40 protein-coding genes are annotated in these 25236 nt (G+C 35.4%); 4 read left to right on the forward strand and 36 right to left on the reverse strand.

What is annotated here, in order from left to right; all coding sequences use genetic code 11:
- Window position 1: 1 nt before the first annotated feature.
- The 33 genes from HHT355_RS06880 to HHT355_RS13615 all read right to left on the reverse strand — a co-directional run bounded on the left by HHT355_RS06880 (window position 2) and on the right by HHT355_RS13615 (window position 21128).
- Window positions 2-3337 carry a hypothetical protein gene (locus HHT355_RS06880; RefSeq protein WP_103202681.1) on the reverse strand — a complete coding sequence of 1112 codons (3336 nt, stop codon included), beginning with the start codon at window positions 3335-3337 and terminating at the stop codon, window positions 2-4.
- A gap of 12 nt (window positions 3338-3349) precedes the next feature.
- Window positions 3350-3832, reverse strand: a complete 483-nt coding sequence (locus HHT355_RS06885) for a hypothetical protein (RefSeq protein WP_103202682.1) — start codon at window positions 3830-3832, stop codon at window positions 3350-3352.
- Between the two features lie 59 nt (window positions 3833-3891).
- On the reverse strand, window positions 3892-4455 hold the full coding sequence (locus HHT355_RS06890; protein WP_103202683.1) for a major tail protein: 564 nt from the start codon (window positions 4453-4455) through the stop codon (window positions 3892-3894).
- Window positions 4456-4458: 3 nt separating this feature from the next.
- The gene (locus HHT355_RS06895; RefSeq protein ID WP_146039174.1) at window positions 4459-4674 is read right to left on the reverse strand and encodes a hypothetical protein; all 216 of its coding nucleotides are present in this window, start codon (window positions 4672-4674) and stop codon (window positions 4459-4461) included.
- A gap of 5 nt (window positions 4675-4679) precedes the next feature.
- Window positions 4680-5165, reverse strand: coding sequence for a hypothetical protein (locus tag HHT355_RS06900; RefSeq protein WP_103202685.1), 486 nt, complete (start codon window positions 5163-5165; stop codon window positions 4680-4682).
- A complete protein-coding gene (locus HHT355_RS06905; protein ID WP_103202686.1) occupies window positions 5165-5485 on the reverse strand; it encodes a hypothetical protein in 321 nt (106 codons plus the stop codon). The genes HHT355_RS06900 and HHT355_RS06905 overlap by 1 nt, the downstream gene beginning before the upstream one ends.
- Window positions 5472-5828, reverse strand: coding sequence for a hypothetical protein (locus HHT355_RS06910; protein WP_103202687.1), 357 nt, complete (start codon window positions 5826-5828; stop codon window positions 5472-5474). Before HHT355_RS06910 ends, HHT355_RS06905 begins: the two co-directional genes overlap by 14 nt.
- On the reverse strand, window positions 5800-6111 hold the full coding sequence (locus tag HHT355_RS06915; RefSeq protein WP_103202688.1) for a hypothetical protein: 312 nt from the start codon (window positions 6109-6111) through the stop codon (window positions 5800-5802). The genes HHT355_RS06910 and HHT355_RS06915 overlap by 29 nt, the downstream gene beginning before the upstream one ends.
- 8 nt (window positions 6112-6119) lie before the next feature.
- On the reverse strand, window positions 6120-6290 hold the full coding sequence (locus tag HHT355_RS13730) for a hypothetical protein (protein ID WP_170124928.1): 171 nt from the start codon (window positions 6288-6290) through the stop codon (window positions 6120-6122).
- 11 nt (window positions 6291-6301) lie between these two features.
- A complete protein-coding gene (locus tag HHT355_RS06920; protein ID WP_103202689.1) occupies window positions 6302-7498 on the reverse strand; it encodes a phage major capsid protein in 1197 nt (398 codons plus the stop codon).
- A gap of 15 nt (window positions 7499-7513) precedes the next feature.
- Window positions 7514-8320 (reverse strand): head maturation protease, ClpP-related, encoded by an 807-nt coding sequence (locus tag HHT355_RS06925; protein ID WP_146039175.1) that lies wholly within the window; start codon window positions 8318-8320, stop codon window positions 7514-7516.
- Window positions 8301-9473, reverse strand: a complete 1173-nt coding sequence (locus HHT355_RS06930; RefSeq protein ID WP_103202691.1) for a phage portal protein — start codon at window positions 9471-9473, stop codon at window positions 8301-8303. Before HHT355_RS06930 ends, HHT355_RS06925 begins: the two co-directional genes overlap by 20 nt.
- Window positions 9474-9487: 14 nt before the next feature.
- Entirely contained in the window at window positions 9488-11149 is a 1662-nt protein-coding gene (locus HHT355_RS06935) for a terminase large subunit domain-containing protein (RefSeq protein WP_103202692.1), read from the reverse strand.
- Entirely contained in the window at window positions 11139-11462 is a 324-nt protein-coding gene (locus HHT355_RS06940; protein ID WP_103202693.1) for a P27 family phage terminase small subunit, read from the reverse strand. The genes HHT355_RS06935 and HHT355_RS06940 overlap by 11 nt, the downstream gene beginning before the upstream one ends.
- Window positions 11463-11578: 116 nt before the next feature.
- On the reverse strand, window positions 11579-11800 hold the full coding sequence (locus tag HHT355_RS06945) for a hypothetical protein (RefSeq protein ID WP_103202694.1): 222 nt from the start codon (window positions 11798-11800) through the stop codon (window positions 11579-11581).
- A 2-nt stretch (window positions 11801-11802) separates the two neighbouring features.
- Complete coding sequence (locus HHT355_RS06950) at window positions 11803-12150, reverse strand: HNH endonuclease (protein ID WP_103202695.1); 348 nt, start codon at window positions 12148-12150, stop codon at window positions 11803-11805.
- A 237-nt stretch (window positions 12151-12387) separates the two neighbouring features.
- Complete coding sequence (locus HHT355_RS06955; protein ID WP_103202696.1) at window positions 12388-12954, reverse strand: PIN domain-containing protein; 567 nt, start codon at window positions 12952-12954, stop codon at window positions 12388-12390.
- Window positions 12935-13288 (reverse strand): STAS-like domain-containing protein, encoded by a 354-nt coding sequence (locus HHT355_RS06960; RefSeq protein WP_158245912.1) that lies wholly within the window; start codon window positions 13286-13288, stop codon window positions 12935-12937. Before HHT355_RS06960 ends, HHT355_RS06955 begins: the two co-directional genes overlap by 20 nt.
- 13 nt (window positions 13289-13301) lie before the next feature.
- The gene (locus HHT355_RS06965; protein WP_103202698.1) at window positions 13302-14213 is read right to left on the reverse strand and encodes a hypothetical protein; all 912 of its coding nucleotides are present in this window, start codon (window positions 14211-14213) and stop codon (window positions 13302-13304) included.
- Between the two features lie 303 nt (window positions 14214-14516).
- Window positions 14517-14939: a DUF1492 domain-containing protein gene (locus HHT355_RS06970; RefSeq protein WP_103202699.1), complete on the reverse strand. Its 423-nt coding sequence runs from the start codon at window positions 14937-14939 to the stop codon at window positions 14517-14519.
- The gene (locus tag HHT355_RS06975; RefSeq protein ID WP_103202700.1) at window positions 14936-15154 is read right to left on the reverse strand and encodes a hypothetical protein; all 219 of its coding nucleotides are present in this window, start codon (window positions 15152-15154) and stop codon (window positions 14936-14938) included. The genes HHT355_RS06970 and HHT355_RS06975 overlap by 4 nt, the downstream gene beginning before the upstream one ends.
- Before the next feature lie 40 nt (window positions 15155-15194).
- On the reverse strand, window positions 15195-15800 hold the full coding sequence (locus HHT355_RS06980; protein ID WP_103202701.1) for a hypothetical protein: 606 nt from the start codon (window positions 15798-15800) through the stop codon (window positions 15195-15197).
- A gap of 142 nt (window positions 15801-15942) precedes the next feature.
- Window positions 15943-16104, reverse strand: coding sequence for a hypothetical protein (locus HHT355_RS13605; protein ID WP_158245913.1), 162 nt, complete (start codon window positions 16102-16104; stop codon window positions 15943-15945).
- A gap of 350 nt (window positions 16105-16454) precedes the next feature.
- Window positions 16455-16865 (reverse strand): hypothetical protein, encoded by a 411-nt coding sequence (locus HHT355_RS06985; protein ID WP_103202702.1) that lies wholly within the window; start codon window positions 16863-16865, stop codon window positions 16455-16457.
- Window positions 16837-17667: an HNH endonuclease signature motif containing protein gene (locus HHT355_RS06990; protein WP_242967586.1), complete on the reverse strand. Its 831-nt coding sequence runs from the start codon at window positions 17665-17667 to the stop codon at window positions 16837-16839. The genes HHT355_RS06985 and HHT355_RS06990 overlap by 29 nt, the downstream gene beginning before the upstream one ends.
- Before the next feature lies 1 nt (window position 17668).
- Window positions 17669-17905 carry a hypothetical protein gene (locus HHT355_RS06995; protein WP_330403381.1) on the reverse strand — a complete coding sequence of 79 codons (237 nt, stop codon included), beginning with the start codon at window positions 17903-17905 and terminating at the stop codon, window positions 17669-17671.
- Window positions 17906-18001: 96 nt separating this feature from the next.
- Window positions 18002-18244 (reverse strand): hypothetical protein, encoded by a 243-nt coding sequence (locus HHT355_RS07000; RefSeq protein ID WP_103202703.1) that lies wholly within the window; start codon window positions 18242-18244, stop codon window positions 18002-18004.
- A gap of 13 nt (window positions 18245-18257) precedes the next feature.
- Window positions 18258-19043: a phage replisome organizer N-terminal domain-containing protein gene (locus tag HHT355_RS07005; protein ID WP_103202704.1), complete on the reverse strand. Its 786-nt coding sequence runs from the start codon at window positions 19041-19043 to the stop codon at window positions 18258-18260.
- Between the two features lie 108 nt (window positions 19044-19151).
- Complete coding sequence (locus tag HHT355_RS13610; RefSeq protein ID WP_158245914.1) at window positions 19152-19304, reverse strand: hypothetical protein; 153 nt, start codon at window positions 19302-19304, stop codon at window positions 19152-19154.
- Between the two features lie 21 nt (window positions 19305-19325).
- Window positions 19326-20168, reverse strand: coding sequence for a tyrosine-type recombinase/integrase (locus tag HHT355_RS07010; protein ID WP_103202705.1), 843 nt, complete (start codon window positions 20166-20168; stop codon window positions 19326-19328).
- An 80-nt stretch (window positions 20169-20248) separates the two neighbouring features.
- Window positions 20249-20620, reverse strand: coding sequence for a DUF4406 domain-containing protein (locus tag HHT355_RS07015; RefSeq protein ID WP_103202706.1), 372 nt, complete (start codon window positions 20618-20620; stop codon window positions 20249-20251).
- A gap of 72 nt (window positions 20621-20692) precedes the next feature.
- Window positions 20693-20980: a hypothetical protein gene (locus tag HHT355_RS07020; RefSeq protein ID WP_103202707.1), complete on the reverse strand. Its 288-nt coding sequence runs from the start codon at window positions 20978-20980 to the stop codon at window positions 20693-20695.
- Window positions 20940-21128, reverse strand: a complete 189-nt coding sequence (locus HHT355_RS13615; protein WP_158245915.1) for a hypothetical protein — start codon at window positions 21126-21128, stop codon at window positions 20940-20942. The genes HHT355_RS07020 and HHT355_RS13615 overlap by 41 nt, the downstream gene beginning before the upstream one ends.
- A 50-nt stretch (window positions 21129-21178) precedes the next feature.
- On the opposite strand from HHT355_RS13615, the gene HHT355_RS07025 reads away from it, so the two are divergent.
- On the forward strand, window positions 21179-21559 hold the full coding sequence (locus HHT355_RS07025; protein ID WP_103202708.1) for a hypothetical protein: 381 nt from the start codon (window positions 21179-21181) through the stop codon (window positions 21557-21559).
- A 157-nt stretch (window positions 21560-21716) separates the two neighbouring features.
- Here HHT355_RS07025 and HHT355_RS07030 read toward each other — a convergent pair whose 3' ends face one another.
- The 3 genes from HHT355_RS07030 to HHT355_RS07035 are packed head-to-tail and all read right to left on the reverse strand — an operon-like array spanning window position 21717 to window position 22953.
- A complete protein-coding gene (locus HHT355_RS07030; RefSeq protein WP_103202709.1) occupies window positions 21717-22526 on the reverse strand; it encodes an antA/AntB antirepressor family protein in 810 nt (269 codons plus the stop codon).
- Window positions 22507-22674 carry a BOW99_gp33 family protein gene (locus HHT355_RS13620; RefSeq protein WP_158245916.1) on the reverse strand — a complete coding sequence of 56 codons (168 nt, stop codon included), beginning with the start codon at window positions 22672-22674 and terminating at the stop codon, window positions 22507-22509. The genes HHT355_RS07030 and HHT355_RS13620 overlap by 20 nt, the downstream gene beginning before the upstream one ends.
- A gap of 42 nt (window positions 22675-22716) precedes the next feature.
- Window positions 22717-22953 carry a helix-turn-helix transcriptional regulator gene (locus HHT355_RS07035; protein ID WP_170124929.1) on the reverse strand — a complete coding sequence of 79 codons (237 nt, stop codon included), beginning with the start codon at window positions 22951-22953 and terminating at the stop codon, window positions 22717-22719.
- A 178-nt stretch (window positions 22954-23131) separates the two neighbouring features.
- Between HHT355_RS07035 and HHT355_RS07040 the strand changes: the two genes are divergently transcribed.
- From HHT355_RS07040 to HHT355_RS07050, 3 genes are read left to right on the forward strand one after another with little or no spacing between them, the layout of a single operon-like run.
- Window positions 23132-23530, forward strand: a complete 399-nt coding sequence (locus HHT355_RS07040; RefSeq protein ID WP_103202710.1) for a helix-turn-helix domain-containing protein — start codon at window positions 23132-23134, stop codon at window positions 23528-23530.
- Window positions 23531-23559: 29 nt separating this feature from the next.
- Entirely contained in the window at window positions 23560-23775 is a 216-nt protein-coding gene (locus tag HHT355_RS07045) for a hypothetical protein (protein WP_103202711.1), read from the forward strand.
- Window positions 23776-23790: 15 nt separating this feature from the next.
- Window positions 23791-25215, forward strand: a complete 1425-nt coding sequence (locus HHT355_RS07050) for a recombinase family protein (RefSeq protein ID WP_158245917.1) — start codon at window positions 23791-23793, stop codon at window positions 25213-25215.
- The last annotated feature ends 21 nt before the right edge of the window (window positions 25216-25236 follow it).

Here is a 25236-nt window from a genome sequence, read left to right on the forward strand (position 1 = left end):
TCTACCTCCCTTTTATGTTTTGGTAGATTCGTGTGTCTACAATCTGGCCAATTGCTCGTTTGTCCAACTGCACTGTAAGATTAAGTTTTTTAAGAGCATTGGTCATAGCAATTTCTATCATGTTATAGTCTATCGAAACAGTCGTTTGTGCAACGGATGACTTGAGCATAGCAGTGGGATTGTAATATTTAAGCATCTCGCTTAAGTCATTAGATCTTAATAATGTATCTCGTGTCTGTCCCGGAGGAAGATATTTATATGCATATTCCTGGATAGCTTTTTTCATCTGTTCTTCACTTGATGTAGCTTCTTTATATTTCAAGGCTTGATACATTTTAAATTTAGCCAAATCTTCTTGGTATATTTCTTCTGCATTTTGTAGAGCAAGATCTTTTTGCTCCTTTAAGTACGTGCGATATTCAGCTTGTTTCTCTCTTAAGGTATCCCGTTCAAGTTCTTGCTCTTCTTTTAAAGCTTCTATTCTTAACTGATAACGCCTTCTTATTGCTTCCTTTTCTGCTTCGTATTGTTCATTAAGCTTTTCTTGTTCGGCTCTTTGCTCTTCTTTAATAGACTCAATTTTTTTATCGTAACTTTTGTTAATAGTCTCTTTTTGCTCTTCCAGGATAGACTTTTGAAGCTTGCGTTCCTCCTTGAGTCTTTCACGAGCTAGCTGTTCTTCAAATCTTTGTAACTCTCTTATAGCTTCTAATCTTTCTTCCGATGTTTTTGCTGTTTCTATTCGGGCCTGTATTTCGGCTTTTTTTTCGGCGTTTTCTCTTTCCTTTAATGCCCTGTCCTCTGCTTCTTGTTGCGCGTCTATGGCATCTATTTGCTCTTGTATCCTCTTTAATTCTCTGTACCTGTCTTCATCGACTAGTTTAATTCTCTCGGTATACTCTTTGTCAATGAGCTTAAGTTTTTCTTTATGAGCTTTTTCTAACGCCTTAAGTTCTTTTTCCTGTGCTTCTTGTACATCATTAATTCTTCTTTCCCATGATTTTGTAAAAGCTCTCTCTTCAGATCTTAACTGTTTTTCAAGGTCATTTGAGGCGGCTTCATATATTTTGTTTAATTTTTTCTTTCTGTCCTCTAGCGTTCCAATTTCTGCCTGTGTTTGCTCATCAAGGTACTTTTTGTACTTAGTCGAAAATTCATCTAAATATGTAGAACTGGATTTAAACGACTCAGATATGAACTCCTCAACACTCTTAGTTGCGTCAGATAGTTTACTGAGTTCTTTTTCAAGCTCCTTTATTTGATTTATATATGGAGCTAATCTATCGCTTGCTTTTACAAATTCATCTCTTAAATTTGCATTTTCCTTAAGAAATTGTTTTTCTTCTTTGCTAAGAGAAATATATGCTCTACTTCTTAATTCCACATATCTGCTATATTTTTCTCTTAAATTCTCATAATCTAACTCCTGCTCCAGTTGCTCTCTTTCTTTAATTAAATTATTTAATTGAATTTCAGCGTCAATTCTGGATCTTAATAAATCGGTGTATTTGTCCTCAGCGGTTTTTGTTAATGCATATTCTTTGTACTTGCTTATAAGAGCTTCTACCTCATTTTTTTGCTTAGATAACACCCATGTTTGCTCATCAATTACAATATTAAGATCGGGTATTAATTTATTTAATTGTTCCACTAATGAAACCATTTCTTGTTTTTCAGCATTGGTTTTTTGTTCTTTATCTGCTAATTCATACAGTCTGTAAGACAGTTCTTTGGCAGCGCCGTAATTTGCCTCTATGCTTCTTCGTTCTTCTTCCCACGCATTTGCCCTATTTTCGATTTCTTTTTTTAAACGCTCGCTGCTATCAATCAATCTTCGTGTTTCTTCGTCCATTTCTGTTATTTCATCAGTGGCTTTTCTCATGCTTCTAATATACGAATCTATTGCAGTTGCAGCACCTAATATTGCACTTGCTATAGCAATATATATATTTGCTTTGCTCGCATTATTAAATGCCGTCTGTGCCACTGTGGCTGCTTCTGTAGCTGTTTTTAGAGTTTTATACGCTTCTACTACATATAAAACCCCATCAGCAGCTTTTTTAACGAGAATTGCAGCTCCTATCCCTTTGAGGCCGGCTATAACTTTATCAGAGTTATCTATCAACCAAACAAACGCATCAACAACACCTTCTGATAGAACCTCCGCTACTTCCGCCATCTGGTCTCCCATTCCGTCCATGGCTTCGTTCAGTTTTGACGTAGCTTTAGTAACTGCCGGAATAATTGCATTTCCTAACTTCATCAGAATTTCTTCTTGTTGTAAAGCTTGTATTCTCTGCTGATTAGCTAAACTACCAATATTTCTAGCAAAATCACCCTGTGCATCTGCCGTAACTTGCATTAGGTAGTTATATCTTAATGTTGCTTGCTCGGCTTGTGTCATTTCACTGTAGGCTTTCTTTATGCCATTTGCCAATGCGTATGCCTCGAGGTTTGCAACATTCAGATTAATTCCCAATTGCTTAAGCGGCTCTGTTTCGCCACTAATTCCACTTCGTATTTTTGCAAATGCTTCTTCTACATCTAAATTATAAAAAGATGCCATATCTCCTGCTAATTGAACTAGATTTTTTGACATCTCTATAACTTCTTTATCTGTTAACTGCATGGACTTAAGCATGGCTCCCATAGTACCGACAAACTGCTTGCTTAAAAGCACAGATACACCATGAGCTTCTCCCATGCTTTCTGCCCATTTATCTATAACACTCGCCTTTTGGCCAAAAGTGACATCTACTACGTTTTGAACTTCTTCCAAGTCAGAGGCTAACTCAATGCTTTTTTCGATTGAGTCTCCCAATAAATTAGCCATCTTACGAATGCCATCGGATATTGCATTAGATAAAAGATTCGCTTTTAATATATCTCCAAATAAACTCGTCTTTTGAGCTGCATCATTTATCCGTCTACCATACTCGTCTATAGATTTTGCTGTTTTATCTGTAGCCTCCTCGGCTTCTTTCATGTACTTTTCGTTATCTTCAATTTCTCTGTTAAGCTTTATTAAATAAGCACTTGCATTATTTAATTTTATTTGCCAGTCTTGTACCTGCTTGGAATTTTCGCCATATTGCTTTGCTGCTTCTTCCAAAGCTGCTTTAATTAATTTAATTTTTTTCTCTTGCTCAGCCTGCTCCTTGACTAATATTTCGTGCTTAGCCCTAAGCGCGTCTATTGAATTTGCATTACCCTCAAATTCTGCTGAAACAGCTTTTAATTCACTTTTTAAAACATTTATGCTGTTATTAACTTGGTTTATCGCTTGCCTATACTCTTTTTCGCCTTCCAATACAATTTTGGTTCCTATTGTACTCATACCCTCACCCCTTTATATACTGAGCAGAGATACCTCTTCTTCCTCTTTAATGGCACCTATATATTTCAGGTGTTCCCTATGTAATGTTCCGATTTTGCCTATTGTCATTTGCCATACTTCACTTTCTCGGTATCCCAGTACAACCGTTCCTATGTAAATAAATCTCTCGATATCAACAAAATCCGCCTTCGTACTTGGAGGCGGATTGTAACCTTTAATTTCTTTTAGTTTTGCTTGTTCTGCAAAAGCTATAATAAGCATTGCAGATATATAATCCGGATTATCTATAACATCAACATCAATGCCGATTAAGTATTTCAACAGCAACTTGATGGATATTTCCCTCGTTCTTTCATTTTGCGTCCATTCGAGAATCTCTGTTATAGGCATCTGAGTATCTGTCTGTAGTCTATCAATAACATCTAACGTATACAAAATGTTATATACTTTCCCGTTTACAGTTATTGGTGTCGGTTTTGGTTTTAAGTACCTCATGCTTCACCCTGCTTTCTAAAAAAGAGAGGGCAAGCCCTTAACAGCATGCCCTCCATATATTAAGCTTCCGGTGGAATGTTAGCCTTTTCATTAAGGTATTTGATTGCGTCCTCTTCTTTTTTAAATATCTTTCTTTCTCTCCATTGCTTATTGTCAAGGGCCATTATAGTTCCTGTAATGGTCGGTGTCTGGAAAGATACTGTCTCGCCTTTTGTTGTGGCACTCTCGCCGCTTTCTGTAAAGAGAACTTTATAAATCCACATGGCTATGTAAGATTTTTCACCGTCTATCATTTCCTCTTTTAATAAACCAACTCCTACATAGTTAGGGACATCGTCGGTTTTGTCAATTATCAAAGTTCCATCTTCTCCGGGAGTTACTGTATGGCCAAATACCGTATTGTATGCTTCAATTGGAATAGTTGTAATTCCAAGATCAATAGTACCGTTTCTGAACTCCTTAACTGTTTCAGCAATCACATTGTCGCCTGTCAAATTGGCCTCATTATAGTTTGTTGTTATATTAACGCTTACAGCTTTACCCATTCTAAAGCCATTCGAATAGGTGTTTGTTGCCGGATCCAATTTTGCTATCGTCGGGTATGCCAGTCCAATATATGCCATCCTTTATCCCTCCATTTCTGAAATAGTGATTTTATAATTCTTCCCCGGTTTAAACTGGGAAGTACATTCGGGTTTAATCCCGGACAAATTAAAAAAGCCGTTCGGGGTATGTTTGAAAACTTTGCTGTTTTCTTCTCCCTGAACAACTTCCATATTTATATCAGCCATTCCGTCATCATATTCCGTCTTACTTCTGCACTTAAAGATTACCGCTTCCAATTTCATCATCCTTTCATTATGTTCTCTACTTTTTCATCATATTTCTTTTGCATTTCCTCTTCGGCTGTTTTTCTTGCCTTGTTTGCAGCCTTGCGCATAAATGGCGTCTTTTTTCTAACCGATGAACCGCTCTCAATGGCTCTTGCCAAAAGAGGATTAGGAATTCCTTTAGGATATTTCTTTGTCGGTATGCTTCCATATCCATCAAATCCTACTTTAGTATTGGTGTTTCCCTGGTAGTCAATATCAGGTGGTGCAATGCCTAAACTATCTAATAAATCTTGCTTTTGTTGTTTAGGCACTCCGACAAATACTTCACCTTTTTTTAACCTCCGGAACTTATCCTCAGGAAGACTTTCAAGGCTTTTTCTTATTTCATCAGCAACCGGTTGAGCTCCAGCCATTACTACTTCTTTTGAAATTTCCGGATCTGCAAGTTTAGACAACTTCATTTCCAGTTCTTCGAACCCGCTTAATTGCAATTTAGCCATTAAACCACCGCTTGTACTAAGTATTCATAATGTGTATATCCGGTGTCCGTTTCATATTGAATTGATAAGAGTTCAAAAGGCAATTTTGCTTCATTAAAAGCGTTCTGTAGTCTTGTAATAATATCCGGATACTCATGTTTGGTAAATACATCAACTGTCACATCAAGAATTTGGATCTCCTTTCGATTGTCCGCATGTACCGCACCGCTCTCGCCGTCCTCGGCCCATACGATATATTCGTCTGCATCAGTTTCTGCCCATTGATGGTAAACATTAATGGTAACGGTTAATAAGAGGTTTTTAATCTCATCCAAACTCATATTTGCTCGCCACCCTTTCTAAGGATAAATCCAGGCATTTAGGTTCAACGTCTTTTATAACTTGCGCCTGTTTTATCCGATATTGCTCGCCATCAATTGGGACTACAACATCATCACGAGATACACCGTTAACATATGGGATTCTTAACAGCTTTTCGATGGTATTTTGTACTTGCATATTAGCAACAAACCTTGTCACTCCAACTGTTCTTTCCTCGTACGGTATAGATTCAAATTTCAGTAGCAAACCATCCTTTGGTCTATTTCCAGGTGCGGCTATATTGCCAACTTTATAAACTGCTAAGACGCCATCGTTATATGTCTGTGTTTTTGGCTTTTTCATACCTCTTTACCTCCTCGCTCATTTGGAGTGACAATAATTCGTGCTGAAAATTTGTCTGAAATTGCTCAAGTGCATTTGAACGAACATATCTGCAGTACTCAAATAGCAACTCCCTTGGCTTGTCCTCAACTGTATAATCCAGTTCTTTCCCTGCAATGCGGTCAATATATTTCATTCCACGGGCAATAATGCCGGAGAGTTTTTCATCTCCGGCCTCATCATCCCATGTTATATTCAAATAGTTCTTAACGGACTTAAGCAGTCCTTCTGGTAGGTTTGTCATGATATCACCTATTTCTTACCCTTTGGTTTTGCCTTGACTTCAACAGGCTTTACCAAAACACCATGAGCGGTAGAGTTAATTTCCTCATACCGCTCATTGGTTACTTCGATTTCCTGTCCTTTCTGGTATACGACTTTTGTATGTTTATCCCGGAAAGGCTTTATTACATTAACCTTCATGCTGCATCACCTTAAGCTTCCGGAACTTCAGTTTTGATGGTAGGGACATATTTTTTAAGATTTGAAATGTCAAGATACAGGAAGCTGTTGTTGTCCTTTGGCTTGCCGTAGCCGTACAGTTTAATCAGATATACTCTTTCGTCTTCAAGGAAACGATAGCTGTCATCGTACTCAATTCGGCCATCTCTGCCAGTACCCAGTACAGCAAAATATCTCTCACCAATACCCAAGATTGCCTTGCCCTGTTCAACATATGCCGACTGTGCAACTGTTGTCGGGAACGGGAAAATGTCGTTTACATATCCACCCTGCGGTGTCTTATATGTAGTCGCCGGCATTACTTTTTTCAGATAGTCAACTGGATTAACTACTAACAGCACATTTGAAATTGCTCTATTAAGCCCATTAGGACCAATTGCCAACTGTGCCAGTAAGTTACCGTAGCTTTCAGGTCCGAAATCCGATACGGCAATTGCTGTTTTATCTGCATAACCAGTTTCCGTGCTGTAATTTGTAAGGTCTTTTTTCATTCCAATCGGCTCATAGATAGATGCTCCTTCAACAACGCCACGACCATTTATAATTCCATCTTCAAGGCCGTTTGCAACTGCTTCATAAAGGATCGCCCTTACATAACGGTCAAGCCATTCAGGGCCTAAGTCAAGCATAGCTTTTGCAACCGGAATATATGCAGAAAGTTTATTTTGCCCGAAGGTTACCTTATGGAATGATGCTGATAACTGCTGTACAATTTCGCCGGTTATTTTACCCCATACAGCCTTAAATCTGCCATCCATGCTGGAATACAGGTACTCTGTCAAAGCCTCGGCATTTTCAAAATTAATTGCATTAAGCAGAGGATGATTTTCGGTAATATCCTCGAATACAGCATTAATAACGGTCTTGGGCAACGTATCATCAAGTTCAGTTAATGCCTGCTTGGGATTGCTGGACCTCATTGCATCAATAACTTTTGCATAGTACTGTTTTTCTTCGGATGTCAGTACTCTTACGCCACGGCCGGCAAGAATAACATTATCAACTGCACTGACAAGTCCTTTTGCCTCTGCCATAACAGCTTCCTGGAGCATATCGGTATATTCCTCAAAAGATTTAGCAAAGGCCTCTTTGTCATCTTTCTTAATTGCTTCCTGGATCCTGTTGGCTAAATCAGCCTTTTTTGCCTGTAAAGTATCAAGATTAATCATAAATATCCTTCCTTTCTAAAATAATGATTCAAATAATTTTTTGGTTTTATTTTCTACCGGTTTTTGTTCCGGCTTTGGTGCTTTATCGGGCTCCTTAGCACTTGCATTAATTTCTTCAAGAGCCTGTTTAACTATATCTTTTATTTCTTCTAAATTTGTAACTGTAAGATCGGAATTAAATGAAATAATTTTTGCCGGTTTGTTCTTATTTTTGAACAAATCAAAAAGCGCCTTTCTGGCGCTGGCAGCCGCTTTATTAGTTATGTTTTCACTAATAATCGACGTTGCAAAACCCATCTCTAATGCTTCATCCGGCAATAGCCAACTCTCATTATCCAAAAGTTCTTTGAGCCTATCCTCTGTGATATTGACATGTGCCATATATGCGTTAACAGCTGCCTGCGTAATCTTTTCAAGGTCATCGGCTTCTTTCCGCAATTCATTGGCATTACCCGAAACCGTTGTCCAAGCATTATGAATGAACAGCATAGACGCATTATTCATGATGCGTTCATCGCCGGCCATAAAAATAACGGATGCTATACTACAAGCAAATCCGTCTACAATGGTCCTTACTTTGGCTTTGTGGTTTTTCAGCAGGTTGTAAATCGCAAGGCCTTCTGCAACCTCGCCACCATAAGAATTGATATGAACATTGATTGTTTCAATATCTGGGCTAAGTTCCTGAAGTTCTTTTGACAAGGTATAGGATGATACATCGTTGTCATACCATTCCCAGGAAGTTATATCACCGAAGATATAAACATCGGCTTCATTGCCATTGGTCAGTAATGCATAATATTTATTCATTGTATCCTTCACCCCCTTCTAATACTGTTAATGCATTTTGTATTGTTTCATAGTTCTTTGTTATCCAGTGCTGCCATGCCCATGGTTCATCAATTATTTCATGGCCTGCAGCTCTGCGAATATCATTAATACAATAAGCACCACTGCCTATAAGCTTATCTATGGCAGTTGCATTATCAAACAAATCAATATGCTTAATAGAAGTTGTGTCTATCTTTAAGTAAGTACCTCTTATAAATCCCTCATATCCGTTGCGTTTACGGTTTATTTCCTCCTGCAACATGTCACATAACGGATCAATGCAGAAAGTTAATAGCTGGTCCACGGCCTTTGATGTATCTTGCACATCTCCACGGAGTAATGCCGGTGGTACCCCAAACACACGGGATGTAAAATCAAATATATCATCTATCTGTGCACGGATATCTCTTGTGGTTTCGCTTTGGTACGTCTTTTGCTGCAGTTCTTTCCAATCTTGCCCCTGTCCTAAAGGTAAGGCTGCATTATCACCTTCAAGCCAAGCCTTGATTTTTTTATTGATAAGATCATCAAATACTTGCCTTTCCCTTGTTTCGGGTTGTGGCATAGTATCATACTTGAATATTCCTTTTATTCCTCGGCTCCTTCTATATGCTGTCATGGTGTAAGAAATTAATTTCGCATACTGATTATATAGTCCGTTTATCAGTTCTCTTATATTCTTATCATTCAACTGATAATAGAGGACGTCAGACTGTGTAAAAGTTTTATCAAAGGTAAAATCCCCGACCTGCACTTGTGTGAAAACATCTTCATATAAAGCATATGGTTTACGGTCAAAACTGTCCGCTACCACAAGCTGCCCGTTCTGTTCTATCACAAGGCATTCGTTATTACGGTAAAGCTTAGCAATCAGTTTATGTAAAAATGCGCTGGAGTTTTGGTTTTTGTTGGGCTCAATATTCCAAAGGTAGTATTCTCTTTGCCTCACTTCTTTGCCGTTCAAAAACGTCTTAAACTCGCATTTGCTTACAGTATTGGCAATTATGTTTACTGTACTCCAAAATGCCAGCTCGCGAATATAAATATCAAAAACAGTTGCTGCAATATCATCATTGTCTATATTTATATTTGCGGGTACCGACTTGCCGCTGAGTATCCATTTAAGCCTTTCTAAAACATTCATACTTCACCTTCTTTCTATGCCAAAATCACCGGCAAATCATAGAATGTACTTTGTCCGGTGTCGAGTTCATCTTCTATAACCATGCTTGCCACAAGTGCCATAAAAGGGTCGGTTTTCCGGCTCTTTGCCTCGATTTTTGCATAATAAAAATTGCCAGTATCTGTACCTGTTTTTTTGCCTGCACGTACCCTTTTAGTATTATTAATCGCCCATCTTAATGCGGGATTATCTCCCCATATAAAAAGCTGTTTATTAAAGCAACTCTCTATTACCGGCTGTATTCTCATTATGTCAGTTGGTTTAACCAAATATAGATTTTTTCTTTCTTTTGGATCAAAACCGATCTTTTCAAGTGCATCTTTCATGAGTGCATACCGGTAATTATCTATAGCTATTTTCTTTATGTTATATTTTTGAGCCATCTCAGTGATATATTCTGTCAACAACTCTGGACTTATTTCTACATCATCAACCGGTACACATTGTTCCCATGTTTGCCATGGTGCTTTTACCCGGAATAATTCAGGGTTCTGTGTGCATACCCAATACCGGCCAAAATCATATCTCAGGTCGCCTTTGCGAAAATGGAGGTTAACTGCAGCCCAGTCTCTCAAGGAGGCATAGTCAATACCGACTGTACAACTCCAACCTGTTAAATCCGGTAAGGGTTTATTTGTGGCAGCTATGTTATCCCATTCTGTCACTTGCAGTTCACGATTACCTTTAGGCCAGTTCATACGTTTGGTATAAAATTCTTCCTCTATTGCAGGCTTGTATTTCATTTCGATAAATTCCTGCTCCATCTCTGCTTTAAGGGTCGGTAAATACTTTAAAGACGGATTTGCCTTATGCCACATTTCTGGATTTAATACTTCTTTTTCATCGTCTACTCGGTATAAAAGAGGCAACCATCGCAATTCTTTTATCGTGCCGTTTAGAATATCTTCGGCAATAGCAATCATATCATCTAAAACGCCCTCTCGGACATTTCCGTTTGTTGTTATATAAAAAGCTCTGGAATGTTTGCGTTTTCCAAAGCTTGATGTAAATACTTTAATTTGGTCATAACTTTCATACTGATGTACTTCATCAAATATCAGGCAACCTGTACGCTTACTATCCTTTGTCTTTGCATTGGATGTGTTGAATTTGATATAGGACTTTGTTTTTAGGTTTTTTATGAGTTCCTTGCTTTTATAGAAAAACTTTTTTGATTTTGCCCATGTTCTTTCAAGCACATCATATATATCTTCAAAGCTTGTCTTTGCCTGATCCTCTGCATTTGCAACTATATCTATGTTATACCCTGTTACGCCGTGATAATGTGTTGTTAAATACCATGCTATAGGGGAAATAAAGCCATTTTTACCGTTTCCCCTGCCCATCATAATAAAGAATGTAGAGAAAACAACTGTATCATCTGACTTGTAATAACAATGGATTAAAGCCAAAACAAATAATTCCCAATCAAAAAGAGATACCTCAAAGTATCTCTCTATTAATTCCACAGCTTTATCAATTTTCTCGGCATCTATAAACACATCCGGGTTATTGAGCTTGTATTCGATATAGTCACAGGCCAACAATATATCTTTACCGACTATGTTTTTACCGGACCGGCAATAATCTATATATTGGTCAATATAAGGGTGGTAATCTTTTTGTCTACATTTCATCGTCGCCGTCATCCGGATCACCATCCTGAGATGGCTTCAGACCTAGGGCGGCCAAAAGCTTTATCATTTGCTGATTTACTTTTACCAGCATATCAACGCTGTCATTCTTTTTATGACCCCATTGATTTGCGCCGTTCTGCCATTTAACGGTAACGCCCCGGTCCTTAATGTCGGCTATCAATTTCTTTTTGGTATCCCAAAGTTCCATATAGTCATTAACCAAATCAATATAATACTGGCCAACTGTACCGTTGCGCTCCAACTGATCAAGTAAATCTTGCTTTATTTCCGATTTTTTAATTCTTTTTGCCATTTACCACCCCTCCCCTCATGTGAGAATTTCAAAATTTCTGTTTTGTCTACCCCATGGCCGAGTAACGGGCTTTGGTTTAAAACTTTAATTTTTTCGACCGGGGGTATTACCAAAGGTTACCTTTCCTTCCCAACAGTAATCAACTTAACTCTTACTACTTCATACTCATCAGACATGCGCCTGCGAAGCATATCTAATTCTGCTTGTGCTTTTGTGTAGTATGTTAATGCTCTTTCAGTTGATGTTATTTGTTTATATGTATTATCTTTTGGATTGCATTGACTGTAATCTGTTCCGCTTACATACATATTTGTCTTTTTATTTATAATTGCATACATGATTACCACCTCTCTGGTGTCAACGGCTCCTTCTTTTCTTTCTGTCTGTGGTCATGCCTAGCCTCATGACAATTGTGACACAAAGGAATAAGGTTTTGATACTCCTTTCCCTGATATATGTAAGTCTCGCTCAATGCTAATTCCGGATGATTTTTTACATACTGTACATGGTGTACATGAGTTGCTTTGGTATAATATCCTTTTATCTTACAGTCTAAACATCCATCTTTCTTATACTTCTTTAATATCTTTTTCCTTAGTTTGCGCCATTCCTTAGATACATAAAATTCATGTAATCTGCCTTCATCTATAAGCCGCCGGATCCATTTACCACATTTCTCCTGTGTCATAGCATCACCGTTTTAAAATATAATAAAAGCACCCTTTTGGGTGCCTATATCCCTAAATATATGACGCATTGCTATACAATGATTTTATAAAGTAAATCTTCAACACTTTATAAAGAAATCGTGTTCTTTCGGTATAATACTTGATAAATTATATAGAGATTAGACAACTTGGGTTACCTTTTTATTGTGATAAAACATCTCTAATGATACTTTACTTTTCTTTTAAGCATATTAACTTTACTTTTTGTATAATAACTTTCTGTTATATGTTATTATATCGACATTTTCGTCTATGTAAAAATCTGAATCATTTGTAATTATTTTTAAATTATTCTTCTTTGCTAATTCGATATAATACCGATCATTAAAATCAAATGTTTGCTCATTATTAAAAATATTAGATATATCAATTTCTGAAAAAATATCGTCAAGTTTATGTCCAATAATTAATAGTTGATTATTAATTATGTTTGATACATCTTGTATTGTATCTTTATAATCATCTGTTTGTCGATAATCATATTTAAATTTAAATGTCTCCTTATCCAGCTGATTAATTCTTATATATCTTTTATATTCTGCTTGTATGTATGAATTAACAAACTCAGATATAAATATTGATGGTATAAATATAGAAGCTTTGTTCCTTATAGCATTATTAAAAATATTAGTATATATTCTTATATCATTATTTGAATATGAACCTGCTGTATAAAAAATATACATCATAACATTGCAATCAAAGAATAATCTATCATTGCTTGTAGGAGTATAGTTAGCTGCATTAATTATTCTTTTGCTCATTAAACACGTCCTCCCTTAAAAATTCAGACATATCGCTTTGCTGTGAATAAAACTGCTTTGCTCTCTCATTAACTCTCTTAAGTGTTAGTAAATCCTCTTTGGACATGTTTTTAATAATTAAATGTTTGCTTAAATAATCACTTGTATATTTACTATATAGATGACCTATTGCAGAATTCATAAATATAGACAAAATAGTATTTACACCTTTAAAGTCTAATGTAACATCTTCATTTTTTTCAAAAGCTTTAACTATTTTATCAAAAATAATATCCCCATCAGAGTCTAGTACAGCTCTTTCACCTGTAATATTAAATACCATTATATAAACCATATCCACTCTCCCTTCAAAAAATATTAAAAATATCATCGTCTTCATTTTCATCAGTCGTAGCATATGGATATTGATCATCTAAATTAATAACTATAGTAACTATAGTACCAGGGAAATATGAATAAATATTACTGGCTCGTTCTCCTTTCTTTCCTGTCTGCCAATATTCATTACCAGAACAAATATGAATTTCTCCTTTATTTTTAGTAATAAACTCATTAAGAAATGCTAAACCTTTTCCTCCACATTTACCATTTATTAATGGTTTAGTTGAATGATCTTCTATAACAGCCCATTCAATACCATGTTTAGGCGGTTCTTTCTTTAAATACGTGGAAAAAAAATCAATTACGTTTCTTTTTATTGTTTTTCCCAAATTAACAATAGTAAAAATTAATTGATTGGTAGAAAAATATATTTGTCCGCAAGATATTACTTTATCACACTGTCCATGCATTGGTGCATTACCGAATATTTCCTGTATATTAGTGCTTATCTTTTTTTTTAATACATCTGACATATCTGCTAAACCACTCTTAGTTAATAGTACTTCATCAATATATTTACCAAATTTTTTCCCATCAGTACCTTTAAAAACTTTATAAGCTATTACACTATTATACTCGTCATCTACATAATCTATTCCAAAATATTTTCCAAACCCGTTTTTACCCCATATTCTTTTAATAGAATCCCTAATTTGCTTTTCTCGAAACTTTATGATAAGATCTGACTTTCTATGTTCGAAACACGCACCAATAATTGGTAATAAATTTGCATCTAACCAAAATAAATTTGAAAAATCTAAAAAAACAATTTCCCCTGGTGGTGCTTCTAGTAATGGTTTTATACATTCTGCTAGTAATGTATAACCATAGCCTTCATTACATGTTTTAATTACCTGAGGAAAATTTATAGTTACCATAAAACGCCTCTTATGTATATTCATGATATATTTTACTTATCATAATTATACATAAACCAAAATTATACTGCAATGATAATCTATTTAAAATTTACATGACATATTATTTATCTTCAAAATGAAATCTATTAGTTCAGCCAATAGTTAACAAAACATAAAACGGCCAATCAGTTAAGACACTGACTGGCCGACAGAAAGTCAACCATTTTATAACCTTCCTTGTTATACTTTAGCATATCCTTGTGTATCATAATATATCATGTTATATTTTCAGTTTATTTTTTTATTTAAGACTGTTTGCTTTCATAACTTTTTGTTTAAGTTAAAATTACTCAAAGCCTTACTATGTAGCCTATGTGTCTGCATCCAGCTGTATCCTATTTCAATGCATATCTGCTCCCATGGCTTGAACTCTAAGTACCGTTTTCGTAGAATATCTGCTTCAACGCCATCTTGCATATCAGCTATTCTATCTTCTATCTCTAACTTTCGTTTAATGCATTCTGCCCTTAGTCTAACTATTTTTGTATATACAGCTTCAATTTTCACCATAATGTCTGATAAATCTGTCTGCTTATGTGCCTTAGGCATGTCCGATATAGAAGGTATCTTAGCTGATTCTTCCGTTTCCCGTAAAGACTGTAACTGATCTTCCAATGATTTTAGTTTATTGCATAGTTTTTTATAGTTGTTAAAGTATTCTTTCTTTTTCTCATTCTCTGTCAAGTTATCACCCCTCTAAAACGGTCCGGGATTTTCACATTGGTATGCTTTGGATGCAGTCTTGTCCATAAATCGTAATAAAGTATTGATGTCATATAACCAAATTCGTTGCGGCATAATATATGATTTTCATAAAAGGCAACTATTCTTACTTTCCTCGTTCCATCCTCAAAAGGTATATCAACTGTTATTTCATCTCCGAATTTAACTTTTTGCATGACCTCTCGCCGCATATCGTTCAGCGTTAGTTTTGACAGATCAGTTGTTGTCGCCCACATAATTTCCACTGCCTTTCATAGCTTCAGCTTCTTCTTTTGTAAGGAATACCGTTTTTCCCAATTCCTTTGCATAAAATCCTTCCTTCCCGGTAGAAATCCCTTCTATCAACTCCCATTTGTAGAAAACATTTTTATGCCCGTATTCGTATGTATTTATTCCAGTTATTATATAGCCGGAAATAGTGTTTGTATTTTTGTTTACCTCATAAACCATATCTCCAATTTTACATTGGTATCTTGTTATTAACCCTTGCGCCTCAGCCATCTTTATTTCTCCCAACATCGATGCCCATTTCCGAGCCTCGTTTCGCCAAAAATCTCGTTGTTCTTTTAGGGATGCCACTTCTTCTGGCGACATCCCGCCACAAACATGGCGATAAGATTTGAACATTTCTTCGTGTTCTATAATTTCTTCCGGTGTCAATCCGGTGTCCTCATATTCAGCAAGTTTGTCTATAGCCTCCTGTATACTTGCGCTAACTATAGCATCATCTATGTAATCAGGTACATATATTAAATCATCTTTGTCAAAAATGCGGACAACTCCAACATCGCCATTATCGAATCTGTCTGTTAATCTTTCCATCTTCTATCCCCTTTCTACATTACCTTCCCGCCATGTCTGTAAGGCCGGGTTTTATTATATTCGTGCTTTTCTAATAATGCTTTTTCAAGATTAATTCCGATCCTCATTAATGTTGGGGCGCAACTCCTGTAGATATGATAAATTAATCGTGCACCAAATTTATAAAACCCCATTCTGACTTGTCACCATCGGGATATTCGTATGCTACAACATTAAACATGTTACAATCCATTTCTTTCCCGGTAAATACTTCTGCATCATCATTCACTCCATCAAGGATTTCTTTTAACTCTTTAACTTTCATACTTACTCCTTTCCCTGATTACTCAGCAAAATTTTCCATTGATAAAACCAAACATCTGTTCTATAATTAGATTCCCTGAATAAATATTTATAGAGGTGTTATTATGCCTGTTTTCGGATACCGTCCATCTCGAAAATCGAATATTTTACGTCCCGGCCAACCAGTCTGTGTTGCAGTTGTATATAATGTATTAGCTGAATTTAGACCGGTTGCATTTGGTGTTGAATTAAACGGAATGCGTTATCGCTATAAAATTAGTAGAGTCAATGCTTATAAGGATAATTACGGCGCTATAATATTTGACTGTGAGTATAACGCTTTTGGCTGTATTATTCCTGTACGTCTTGTCTTTAACGTTTTTCAAGGTCTATGGTTGATTGGATAGGTATAACCTTGAACCTATCAGGAGGACAATGCACCGCATTACCACAATCATCGACCAATAACATATGTCCGTCCTCAAGCAGTGCAAAGCCGTATATATCGCAGTATATGAGTTTATTAGCCCAATCCTCTGTAAGTGCTATTTTCTCTGTGTCTGGATATTCTCCAGTTGTATTGTCAATCACTGTAAAGCCTGCAGTCAAACTATTAATTTCTTTTAACGGACAATCTGGATGCCTGCTATTTTTTGGTGGCGTATATACTGGCATATAGTGGTTTTTGCTTGATAATATATCGCATATACCGGTAATCTTATAAAACAAACACTCCTCACAAAGATTTGGCATTTTATTTAATTCGAGTATTGCTTTGCTCATTCCGATACCTCCGTGTTTTCATATCTTTATTATGTCTGCTCTTTTCTGCAATTTTGGAAATTAAATCAGCAATAATTATTCCTGTCCTTGTTAAGTCTGCATCATTTTGTATTAGCCTGTTTTGATTTAATCTTGCGAGTTGAGCTCGAGACACTAATATTAAGTTGTTAATATTAAAATTGGTCTTATCGCCGTCTCCGAAAATAACAACATGGCCTTTAGGTATAGGTCCATTATGCTGTTCCCATATAATGTTATGTTTTAGTCTCCATTTATTTGGATCAGCAACTTTTACTTCCGTATATCCGTCTTTGGTTATTCTCTCGGACCCTACAGGTCGATAATTTGCTGGAATGTGACCTTTACTGAACCATGTTTTTTCACAGCCTTTGTAATATTCTCCTTTTCTTCCTTTATTCCATGGAGTATGTCCTTGCTCAAAATATCCAGTTATGCCACTATTAAGTTTATTTCTACTATAGTAACTTTTTAATTGTCCTACAGTATAACTTGTGCCGAAAGTTTTGTTTATCAATTCTGTCATTTCCTTAGGTCCAACCCCTTTATAGTTATCTAAAATAAATTGTTTAATTTCCTGCGTATAAATCCTGGAATATCCTTTAGGATTGCCTTTTGTTGTGCCTGTTTTTATGTTATGGTTTTTCAGAAATGATTTCATTTTGGTATATGTAAAATTTGTCCTGAACTCATTATTAGTTAATTCAATCAATGTTCTTACTGGAGTTCCAGGGGCATTCTTTTTTATAAATTCTTTTATTTCTTCTGAATACTTTTTAGCCATATCAGCCCTCCAGTAATCTTGGAAGTTTCCTGTCTGCATCAAGTTTTGAATCAGCGAACTTTTGAGCTTGTAAAATTAAATTTCCGTTCATAATAATATTTGTGGCAACATCATTAATAGCTTTTGCCCTTTTAATTTCTTCTTCTAAAGCTTCACCTTTTAAATCTTCATCATTTAACCGTTCAAGCTGTTCAAACAGATAATTGTTTAAGTCACCTAATGTATTCTTTATTCCCATTATTTATTCCTCCTTGTAAATCTTAGATAAGAATGGAAACTTAAATATCTCGCAATGTTTATTTGATATATGTAGCCTAAAAAAGCCGTTTGTTTTTTATCTTTTAGCTTTGGGATTTATAATAATACGTACTCGATTCCACTCTTCCATAAGTTTTTGATCATCTTTGTTTACAATCCGGTACCTATCTTTATACAAAATTCCGTCGATTGCATATCGTGAAACTTGATTCCGTGGTAATCCAGTTATCTTCTCTGTTTCCTTGGCACTTACCCCTTGTAGTAGGTATTTATTCTCAATCGTGTCGTACACATCGTATATATTACTAATGCCTTTCAATCTCTCCCCTCCTTTACAACCCTTTATTGATAAGTTTGCGCTCAAGTTCGGAAATGTGCGTCGAAGTGTACTGTCGTTGTGGAAATGTATTAAACTTATTGGATGCCTTAGAATTGATTTGCTGCTTTTCTTCTTTATCTCGCCTTTCCCATGTCCTTACTGCAGCTTTCCAGTCTTTCATTTTGTTTTTACCAACCATCCAGCCCTTTGCCTCGTAAAAGTTGATAAACTGTTCCGGGTCTACATTATTATTCCGTTCTTTACAATAGGCTTGTACCTCTTCCAAAGAGGGAGGTACAAACCGTATAGGTTTGTTGCTACTCTCTTTATTATCTATATCTATATCTTTCTCTTTCTCTATCTCTTTCTCTTGTCGGACAACGTCCAGACATTGTCCTTTGTCTGTCCTCTTACTGTCCACTAAGAGTAATTGCTTTTGCCGGTATAATCTCTTTTTCTCTGCCCATTCGGTTTCGCAACCAATCATATTTTTTACTTCAGTCATATAGATGGTTTCATCATCTAGGATTTCTACAAGCTGTAATTGGCAAAAGACTTTCATTGCTGCGCGGACGATGTCAATGTTGGTATTTGTGATTGTTGACAGCATCTGTTCGTTGTATGGTATTGTGTCGGAAAATCTTAATCTTCCTTCGTGAGAAATGCTCTCGACAAGAAGCTTGAGATAGAATAGTATGTAATCTTTACCGTTTGGCATATCCTCTATGATGCGAATATCATGTCGTTTAAAAAAATCTTTTTTTAATTTAAGCCAGTAATATTTTTTTACCTCGGCCATTATTTTAAAAACCCTCCTTTCTCCGGGGCAATTTGTCTGCCCCGGTTAGGTCATGGTATGGCTGTGATATTTTATACTGATGCAACGCGTCAGCGTACTACCGTGTATTTACTTGATGTCGTTTTGAGTTAATCTATCCATGTACTCTTCCATAAGCTGTTGATTTACATGCAGTATTTGCGCGTATAATTCCGCAACTTCCGCAGCATTGTAACAATTGTAATAAGCATCTATTATTAAATTTCTAAGTTTTTCGTTCATACTTACCTCCTTAATTGAACTTTAATACTTAATCTTTTCGAGCTTTTCACGTTTTTCTTGAGAAGTACTCCTTGTATAAATTCTCGTAGTTTCAAGGGAATTGTGGCCTAAAATATCTGCCAACTCTGTTATATTGTTTGGGTACTCTTGCAGGTACATTTTTGCAAATAGGTGTCTGAATGAATGAGCATGAATTTTTGATAATTTAACCCTGGCTTGTCCTCCGATTTTTCTCATGTTTCGCCAGATAGTAGATTCGCTTATAAGTTTTCCTTTTACTTTTCCAGGGAAAATATATCCTGAATAAATACCGTTCTCTCTGCAATATTTTCTTAATTCTCTTAAAAGGTCTTGCCTTATGATAATCTCTCTCTCTTTTCCTTTGTTTGTTACTTTTATGTAATTAGACTTTAGATTTTCAACCGTAATATACTTTAATTCTGAAACCCTTATGCCGGTCATGGCAAACACCTTCATGATGTAATAAATCTTTATTTTTCCTGCTGCCTTTGCAAAGCGTAAAAGTCTTTTATATTCCTTTACATTTAAAACATCCTCTAAACTGTTTTTTCTTTGCTGTTTTAGTTGTTTTACCACCAATTCTTTATAACCGAGCCATTTCAAATATTTATTAACCGTTACAATATAGCTGTTTATAGTGCTTGTTTCAAAACCACTATCTATTAGATGCTTTTTAAAATTAAGCATTAAATCTTTTGTAATCTCAGTTTCATCATCAAGCCAGTTGAAAAAACAGTTTAGATTACCGGCATACTTTTTTATTGTGTTGTCAGCTTTCTCGTTATATTTAAGTTCGGTCAGAAATTCTTCTACCTGATTAACTAATAATGCTTTTGTAAGCATCTGCGATCACCTTCTATTGCAAGAACGCCATGCAAGATAACCTTGATATTATATTGCATTGACTTTTATCTGTTTAAGCCCTAGATTATTAAGGGTTTTGTGCTGTTTTTATAGCTCAAATACTTTTTGATAAAATCAGGGGTGTTTTTAAGGGGTATATCATGGTTTCCTTTTATAAAATCTTCCTCAAAATACATGGATTTCTTTTTCTTCTGTGCATATTCATATTCTTCTTTAGCACCTTTACTCTGTTGCCATCCTGTCAGAAAATAAACAGCATCCGCCTGGTCTATCATGGCTTTGCATATAGGCATATAATCTTTTAAACCACTTGGCAAATAAGCTGGGTTTATTGCTATATGCCCCATATTGATAAGCATCTTTTCTGCTGCCTCAAATTTTCTTTTATAATCAATTACGCCTGTAATAGGTCCGGCTATATAAATAATCATTTTTCCCCTCCTTAATTGACCTGATTAAAAGACCATGATAAAATAAATATGATATATATTATTTTTGAGCCTTTATGGAGTGCCAGCTCCTGGGCTCTTTTTATTTGTGTCTGTCCAGGCTTGTCCGTCAAAATATCTGTCTATGTACCGGATACATGGATATTCAATTATGCAGGCTATTATAAGCCCGGTGTAAAACACCCATTCCGGGATTGCCCCGTTTGAAGCTGTGCCAGTCAGGAAGACTATCCCGGCTATTCCACCAAATATTCCGATGATGGCAAGTAATCGTTTTATGTATTTAATGGCTTTTCCCTCCTTATTTACCTTTTCTGTTATTGTGGCCTCTGAATAATGCAAACATAGTCGCAACCCAATCGCTAAAAGATATATTGTTGCGTTTAAAAGATTCTTTTAGCAGTTTTCTGCTAAATGATTGCGGGAATTGCGGTATGTACTTTCTGTGGCTTCTCCGGCTTCTTTGTCGGTGTTTTAATTTATTTGCCAATGTTCGACCCTCCTATATGGTATATTTTGTTATAATGTGGTATAATCTTTATGGGTGATTATATGTTTAAAAACCTTATTGAATTTAATAATGCCGTAAATGATTTGTTACATGATATTGTTTGTGGTAAAGACATAGATTCATTGCTCTTGGAAGATGATTTCCGCGACGATACATTAGATGTCATTGCATATTGCATAGAAAATAAGTATTTGACTAACATTGAAGTATGGTGCGATGGCGACGGTAAATTACATATGGACACTACTGGCAATGTCCGTATTACTCGAGATGGATTAGCATTTATGGAGGCACATAGCGAAAAAGCTATAAAAAAACTCAAAAGAGATGTATTTACTGCTAAGCTTCAATCATGGATATCTTTATTAGTAGCTATTGCTTCATTGATTGTTTCGATATTTAAGGAGTAAAACGACAATATTGGCAACATAAATTAACTGACGTTACAAGAATGATTGTTGATTAATTTTCCCTCGGTAGAATATCCAGGACATAGTCTGCCGTCATTGATATTTCACCGTCATTAAACATCACACGCCGGGAAATAAATACAAACCTCCTTGTTTATTAAGTAACTCCATATTTAATAGCCATTTCTTTAACTATCGCCGTGTATCCCTCAATTAACTTTTTATCTTCTGCAATTATGTCTACATATGTAAGCTTGTCTATCTTGGATTTAGGTATACCCATTTCAGCCATGCGTTTCTTTTTGTTATTTAATCTTGTATGCAAGTCCACCCCCATTCTCTTATTTAAAAGTTCGTAGCTTTCAACTCTAGCCTGGCTATATGCCTCGCCGCCACCATATTTCATTCCGATTCTTTTTAAGATCGCACTTGTATCATCTCTCCATGATGTTGTATCAAGAGAAATTACGTCTCTTATTGATTCAATCTTTTCCGCAATCTTTTGATTATCCTCTTTTAATTTTTGATTATCTTCTTTTAATTGTTGCAGTTCTAAATACTGCTTTGCCTGTTGATCAAAGAGAGCCTTGAACATTTGCATTTCTGGCGGAAGTTTGGATATTTGGATTGCAAAACCTTTTAATTTTTCCTCTGCCCTAACAAAGTATTCTCTTGCTTGCTCTCCCCTCTCGTTTTTAGCTGTCATAGATAACTTTTTAGCAAATGATGCGGACAATCTATAATCTTTTACTATATTACCCTCGACATTGATGTCGAACCCCTCATAGTCTATTCCTTCCTCTGCAAATTCGTTGTCGAGAATGTTAGTCCTGCACCATCTGGAGAATTGGCTTTTTGCCAAACCTAAAAATTCGTATAATTTTCTCGCTGTAGTTCTCCCTTGTTCATCAATTCCTAAAGCGATTTCAATGGGAGTTAATTCAGTTTTAACTTGCAACTCGTTCATTGGCACCAACCTTTCTTTTGATATTTGCCAAAATTAAATATGCTGACATCATTTCTCCGCTTGCAGGTATAACCATGTCCTTAATGTCTGGCCTAACTGTTCCGTCGCTCATGATATGTATAATTTTTGGTTTAATCGATTCTCTCATGCTCATTCTCCTTTTAGTGTATATCAATTAAATTAATTAACTTCAAAATACACTTTTAGTGGATTTTTCTGGTACAAAAATATAATCTCCAGGCATATTATAGAGAGCACACAACTTACGAAATTGATTAATATCGGGTATTGTCTTGCCGCTTTCCCAATTAGCCACAGTCTTTTTGTTAATACTTAATTTTTTTGCTACCTCTTCCTGTGTAAGCCCTGCGTTTATTCTGGCAGCAACAAGACTAATTTTAATATCCGGAACTTTACATTCGTTCATAAACACCATCCTTTCAATATATTGTATATATTTGTAATATTTGTATCTACATCTTGATTATAATACACTTAAAGTGTATTGTCAATACCCTTAAAGTAAATTTTTTATTTTATTGTTGCAAATTTTATACTTTAAGTGTATAATTAAAAACAGAATTTTACAAGGAGGTACACTTAAAATGTCTAACGATATTCAAAAAGCCATTTTTAGCAGAAATTTAAATTATTTCCTGCAATTAAATAGGAAGTCGCAAAAAGAAGTCGCAGACACTCTCGGTATTAGTTTATCTACGTTCAATAGTTGGTGTACTGGGGCAAAGATTCCTAGAATGGATAAAATACAAAAACTAGCAGATTATTTCGGAATCAAAAAATCAGATTTAATTGATGATAAAACAGATAGCCAAACGCAAGGTTATTATATAAATGAAGAAACCAGAAAAATAGCCCAAGAAATTTACGAAAATCCTGCGTTAAGGATTTTGTTTGATGCCAGCAGGGATGCCAAACCCGAAGATTTATTATATGTAGCAGATTTGATAAAAAGACTAAAGGCAAAAGAAAATCATCTTGATTAACCTTTTATACAAAAGAAAGGGGATATATCATGATTGATATTAATGTACAAATGATGAATCTTCCAATCAAAACAAAGGCTTTAACCACCATAAATCTTGATGGATCATATACAATTATATTAAATAGTCGATTAAGTTATGAACAGCAAAAATTATGCTATCTCCATGAATTAAAACATATATTAGGCGATGATTTTTATGCCTATGATGTTGATATAATAGAACATATCGCCCATAATCAATAAGAAAGGATGATACTAGTGCGTGCTGCAATATATGTTAGAGTATCAACTCTTGAACAAGCCGAACAAGGACATTCAATTTCCGAGCAAATTTCGAGGCTTGAAAAATACTGCGAAGCTAAAGAATGGACTATAGTTAGAACATATACCGATCCTGGTTACAGCGGAGCTAACACAGACCGTCCAGCATTAAAGTCTCTAATTAATGATGTAGAAACAGGTAATATAGATATTGTTGTTGTTTATAAATTAGATAGGTTATCACGAAGCCAAAAAGATACGCTTTACCTTATCGAAGATGTTTTCTTAAAAAATAAGGTCGAGTTTGTTTCTATGAGCGAAAATTTTGATACATCAACCCCTTTAGGTAAAGCTATGATCGGAATATTGTCTGTGTTTGCACAATTAGAGAGGGAGCAAATAAAAGAACGCATGGCTATGGGTAATATAGGACGTGCAAAAGAAGGGTATTGGAGAGGTGGCTCTGGTGTTCCTATAGGGTATTATTTCAAGAATGGAGAACTAGTAATTGATGAGTACGAAGCTATGCAAATAAAAGAAATATTTGGTTTGTTTATAAAAGGACATACTTTTTGCAGTATACAAAAAATAATGAAACAAAAATATACCAATAAATACTCTAGTTGGAATAATGCTCATACTATAGCCAAAATAATAAGTAATCCAACATATATAGGCAAATTGAGATATAAAGGCAAAGTTTATGACGGTAGACATCAGCCAATAATTGACGAAGAAACGTTTAGACTGGCACAAATTAGATATGAAGAAGTTAAAAGAAAAATGGGGCATCAGCAAAAATCGCCATATCGCGGTAAACACCTATTAAGCGGCCTTATGTTCTGCGGAAATTGCGGGGCAAGATACTTTACACATAGTGTAGTGAGAAAAAATGGTAAAACTACTCGTTATTATATATGTTATTCTCGTGACGGCCATGGTCATATGAGTAAAATGAAAGGGTGTAAAAACCCAAATTACAAAATGGAAGACTTAGATAATATTATAATTAATGAAATACTTAAATTATCCTTTGATCGAGAGGCTATAGAGAAAATATATAATGAGAATAGAGCAGTTCCAGAGGATAAAATAGAAATATTGAACAAGAGAATTAAAGAAATTGATAAACAGGTATCAAAGCTCATGGATTTATATCAGCTTGATTTTATGCCACTTCAAGATATATCAGCAAGAATAGAATTACTCCAAAAGGAAAAGGAAAATTTGTCAAATGAAATTAAAGAGTTAACTGGGAAAGAACCAGATATAACTTTAGATGAAGCTCGAGATATCCTTATAAACGCATCGGATGTTTTTAAAAATGGTAGTATGGAGGAAAAAAGAATGTTTATAAACTCGCTTATAAAAAAAATTATTATTTACGAAAGCGAGATAAAAATATATTGGAAATTTTGTTAATTATTTTTTTTAATAATGTGT

This window comes from Herbinix hemicellulosilytica (assembly GCF_002904165.1).
Classification (GTDB): Bacteria; Bacillota; Clostridia; order Lachnospirales; family Lachnospiraceae; genus Mobilitalea; species Mobilitalea hemicellulosilytica.

Coding starts and splice junctions, on each gene's coding strand:
- HHT355_RS07005 (WP_103202704.1), bottom strand. CDS start 19,043: ATGGCCGAGGTAAAAAAATATTACTGGCTTAAATTAAAAAAAGATTTT.
- HHT355_RS06920 (WP_103202689.1), bottom strand. CDS start 7,498: ATGATTAATCTTGATACTTTACAGGCAAAAAAGGCTGATTTAGCCAAC.
- HHT355_RS13730 (WP_170124928.1), bottom strand. CDS start 6,290: ATGAAGGTTAATGTAATAAAGCCTTTCCGGGATAAACATACAAAAGTC.
- HHT355_RS13620 (WP_158245916.1), bottom strand. CDS start 22,674: ATGAGAGAATCGATTAAACCAAAAATTATACATATCATGAGCGACGGA.
- HHT355_RS06930 (WP_103202691.1), bottom strand. CDS start 9,473: ATGAATGTTTTAGAAAGGCTTAAATGGATACTCAGCGGCAAGTCGGTA.
- HHT355_RS06945 (WP_103202694.1), bottom strand. CDS start 11,800: ATGTATGCAATTATAAATAAAAAGACAAATATGTATGTAAGCGGAACA.
- HHT355_RS06890 (WP_103202683.1), bottom strand. CDS start 4,455: ATGGCATATATTGGACTGGCATACCCGACGATAGCAAAATTGGATCCG.
- HHT355_RS06880 (WP_103202681.1), bottom strand. CDS start 3,337: ATGAGTACAATAGGAACCAAAATTGTATTGGAAGGCGAAAAAGAGTAT.
- HHT355_RS06975 (WP_103202700.1), bottom strand. CDS start 15,154: ATGCAAAAAGTTAAATTCGGAGATGAAATAACAGTTGATATACCTTTT.
- HHT355_RS07030 (WP_103202709.1), bottom strand. CDS start 22,526: ATGAACGAGTTGCAAGTTAAAACTGAATTAACTCCCATTGAAATCGCT.
- HHT355_RS06915 (WP_103202688.1), bottom strand. CDS start 6,111: ATGACAAACCTACCAGAAGGACTGCTTAAGTCCGTTAAGAACTATTTG.
- HHT355_RS06955 (WP_103202696.1), bottom strand. CDS start 12,954: ATGAGCAAAAGAATAATTAATGCAGCTAACTATACTCCTACAAGCAAT.
- HHT355_RS13605 (WP_158245913.1), bottom strand. CDS start 16,104: ATGAAAGTTAAAGAGTTAAAAGAAATCCTTGATGGAGTGAATGATGAT.
- HHT355_RS06885 (WP_103202682.1), bottom strand. CDS start 3,832: ATGAGGTACTTAAAACCAAAACCGACACCAATAACTGTAAACGGGAAA.
- HHT355_RS07025 (WP_103202708.1), top strand. CDS start 21,179: ATGGGTGATTATATGTTTAAAAACCTTATTGAATTTAATAATGCCGTA.
- HHT355_RS06935 (WP_103202692.1), bottom strand. CDS start 11,149: ATGAAATGTAGACAAAAAGATTACCACCCTTATATTGACCAATATATA.
- HHT355_RS07045 (WP_103202711.1), top strand. CDS start 23,560: ATGATTGATATTAATGTACAAATGATGAATCTTCCAATCAAAACAAAG.
- HHT355_RS07010 (WP_103202705.1), bottom strand. CDS start 20,168: ATGCTTACAAAAGCATTATTAGTTAATCAGGTAGAAGAATTTCTGACC.
- HHT355_RS06985 (WP_103202702.1), bottom strand. CDS start 16,865: ATGAGCAAAGCAATACTCGAATTAAATAAAATGCCAAATCTTTGTGAG.
- HHT355_RS06960 (WP_158245912.1), bottom strand. CDS start 13,288: ATGGTTTATATAATGGTATTTAATATTACAGGTGAAAGAGCTGTACTA.
- HHT355_RS06990 (WP_242967586.1), bottom strand. CDS start 17,667: ATGGCTAAAAAGTATTCAGAAGAAATAAAAGAATTTATAAAAAAGAAT.
- HHT355_RS06950 (WP_103202695.1), bottom strand. CDS start 12,150: ATGACACAGGAGAAATGTGGTAAATGGATCCGGCGGCTTATAGATGAA.
- HHT355_RS13610 (WP_158245914.1), bottom strand. CDS start 19,304: ATGAACGAAAAACTTAGAAATTTAATAATAGATGCTTATTACAATTGT.
- HHT355_RS06905 (WP_103202686.1), bottom strand. CDS start 5,485: ATGAGTTTGGATGAGATTAAAAACCTCTTATTAACCGTTACCATTAAT.
- HHT355_RS06980 (WP_103202701.1), bottom strand. CDS start 15,800: ATGGAAAGATTAACAGACAGATTCGATAATGGCGATGTTGGAGTTGTC.
- HHT355_RS07040 (WP_103202710.1), top strand. CDS start 23,132: ATGTCTAACGATATTCAAAAAGCCATTTTTAGCAGAAATTTAAATTAT.
- HHT355_RS06940 (WP_103202693.1), bottom strand. CDS start 11,462: ATGGCAAAAAGAATTAAAAAATCGGAAATAAAGCAAGATTTACTTGAT.
- HHT355_RS06965 (WP_103202698.1), bottom strand. CDS start 14,213: ATGGTAACTATAAATTTTCCTCAGGTAATTAAAACATGTAATGAAGGC.
- HHT355_RS07015 (WP_103202706.1), bottom strand. CDS start 20,620: ATGATTATTTATATAGCCGGACCTATTACAGGCGTAATTGATTATAAA.
- HHT355_RS06910 (WP_103202687.1), bottom strand. CDS start 5,828: ATGAAAAAGCCAAAAACACAGACATATAACGATGGCGTCTTAGCAGTT.
- HHT355_RS07035 (WP_170124929.1), bottom strand. CDS start 22,953: ATGAACGAATGTAAAGTTCCGGATATTAAAATTAGTCTTGTTGCTGCC.
- HHT355_RS06900 (WP_103202685.1), bottom strand. CDS start 5,165: ATGGCTAAATTGCAATTAAGCGGGTTCGAAGAACTGGAAATGAAGTTG.
- HHT355_RS06995 (WP_330403381.1), bottom strand. CDS start 17,905: ATGGGAATAAAGAATACATTAGGTGACTTAAACAATTATCTGTTTGAA.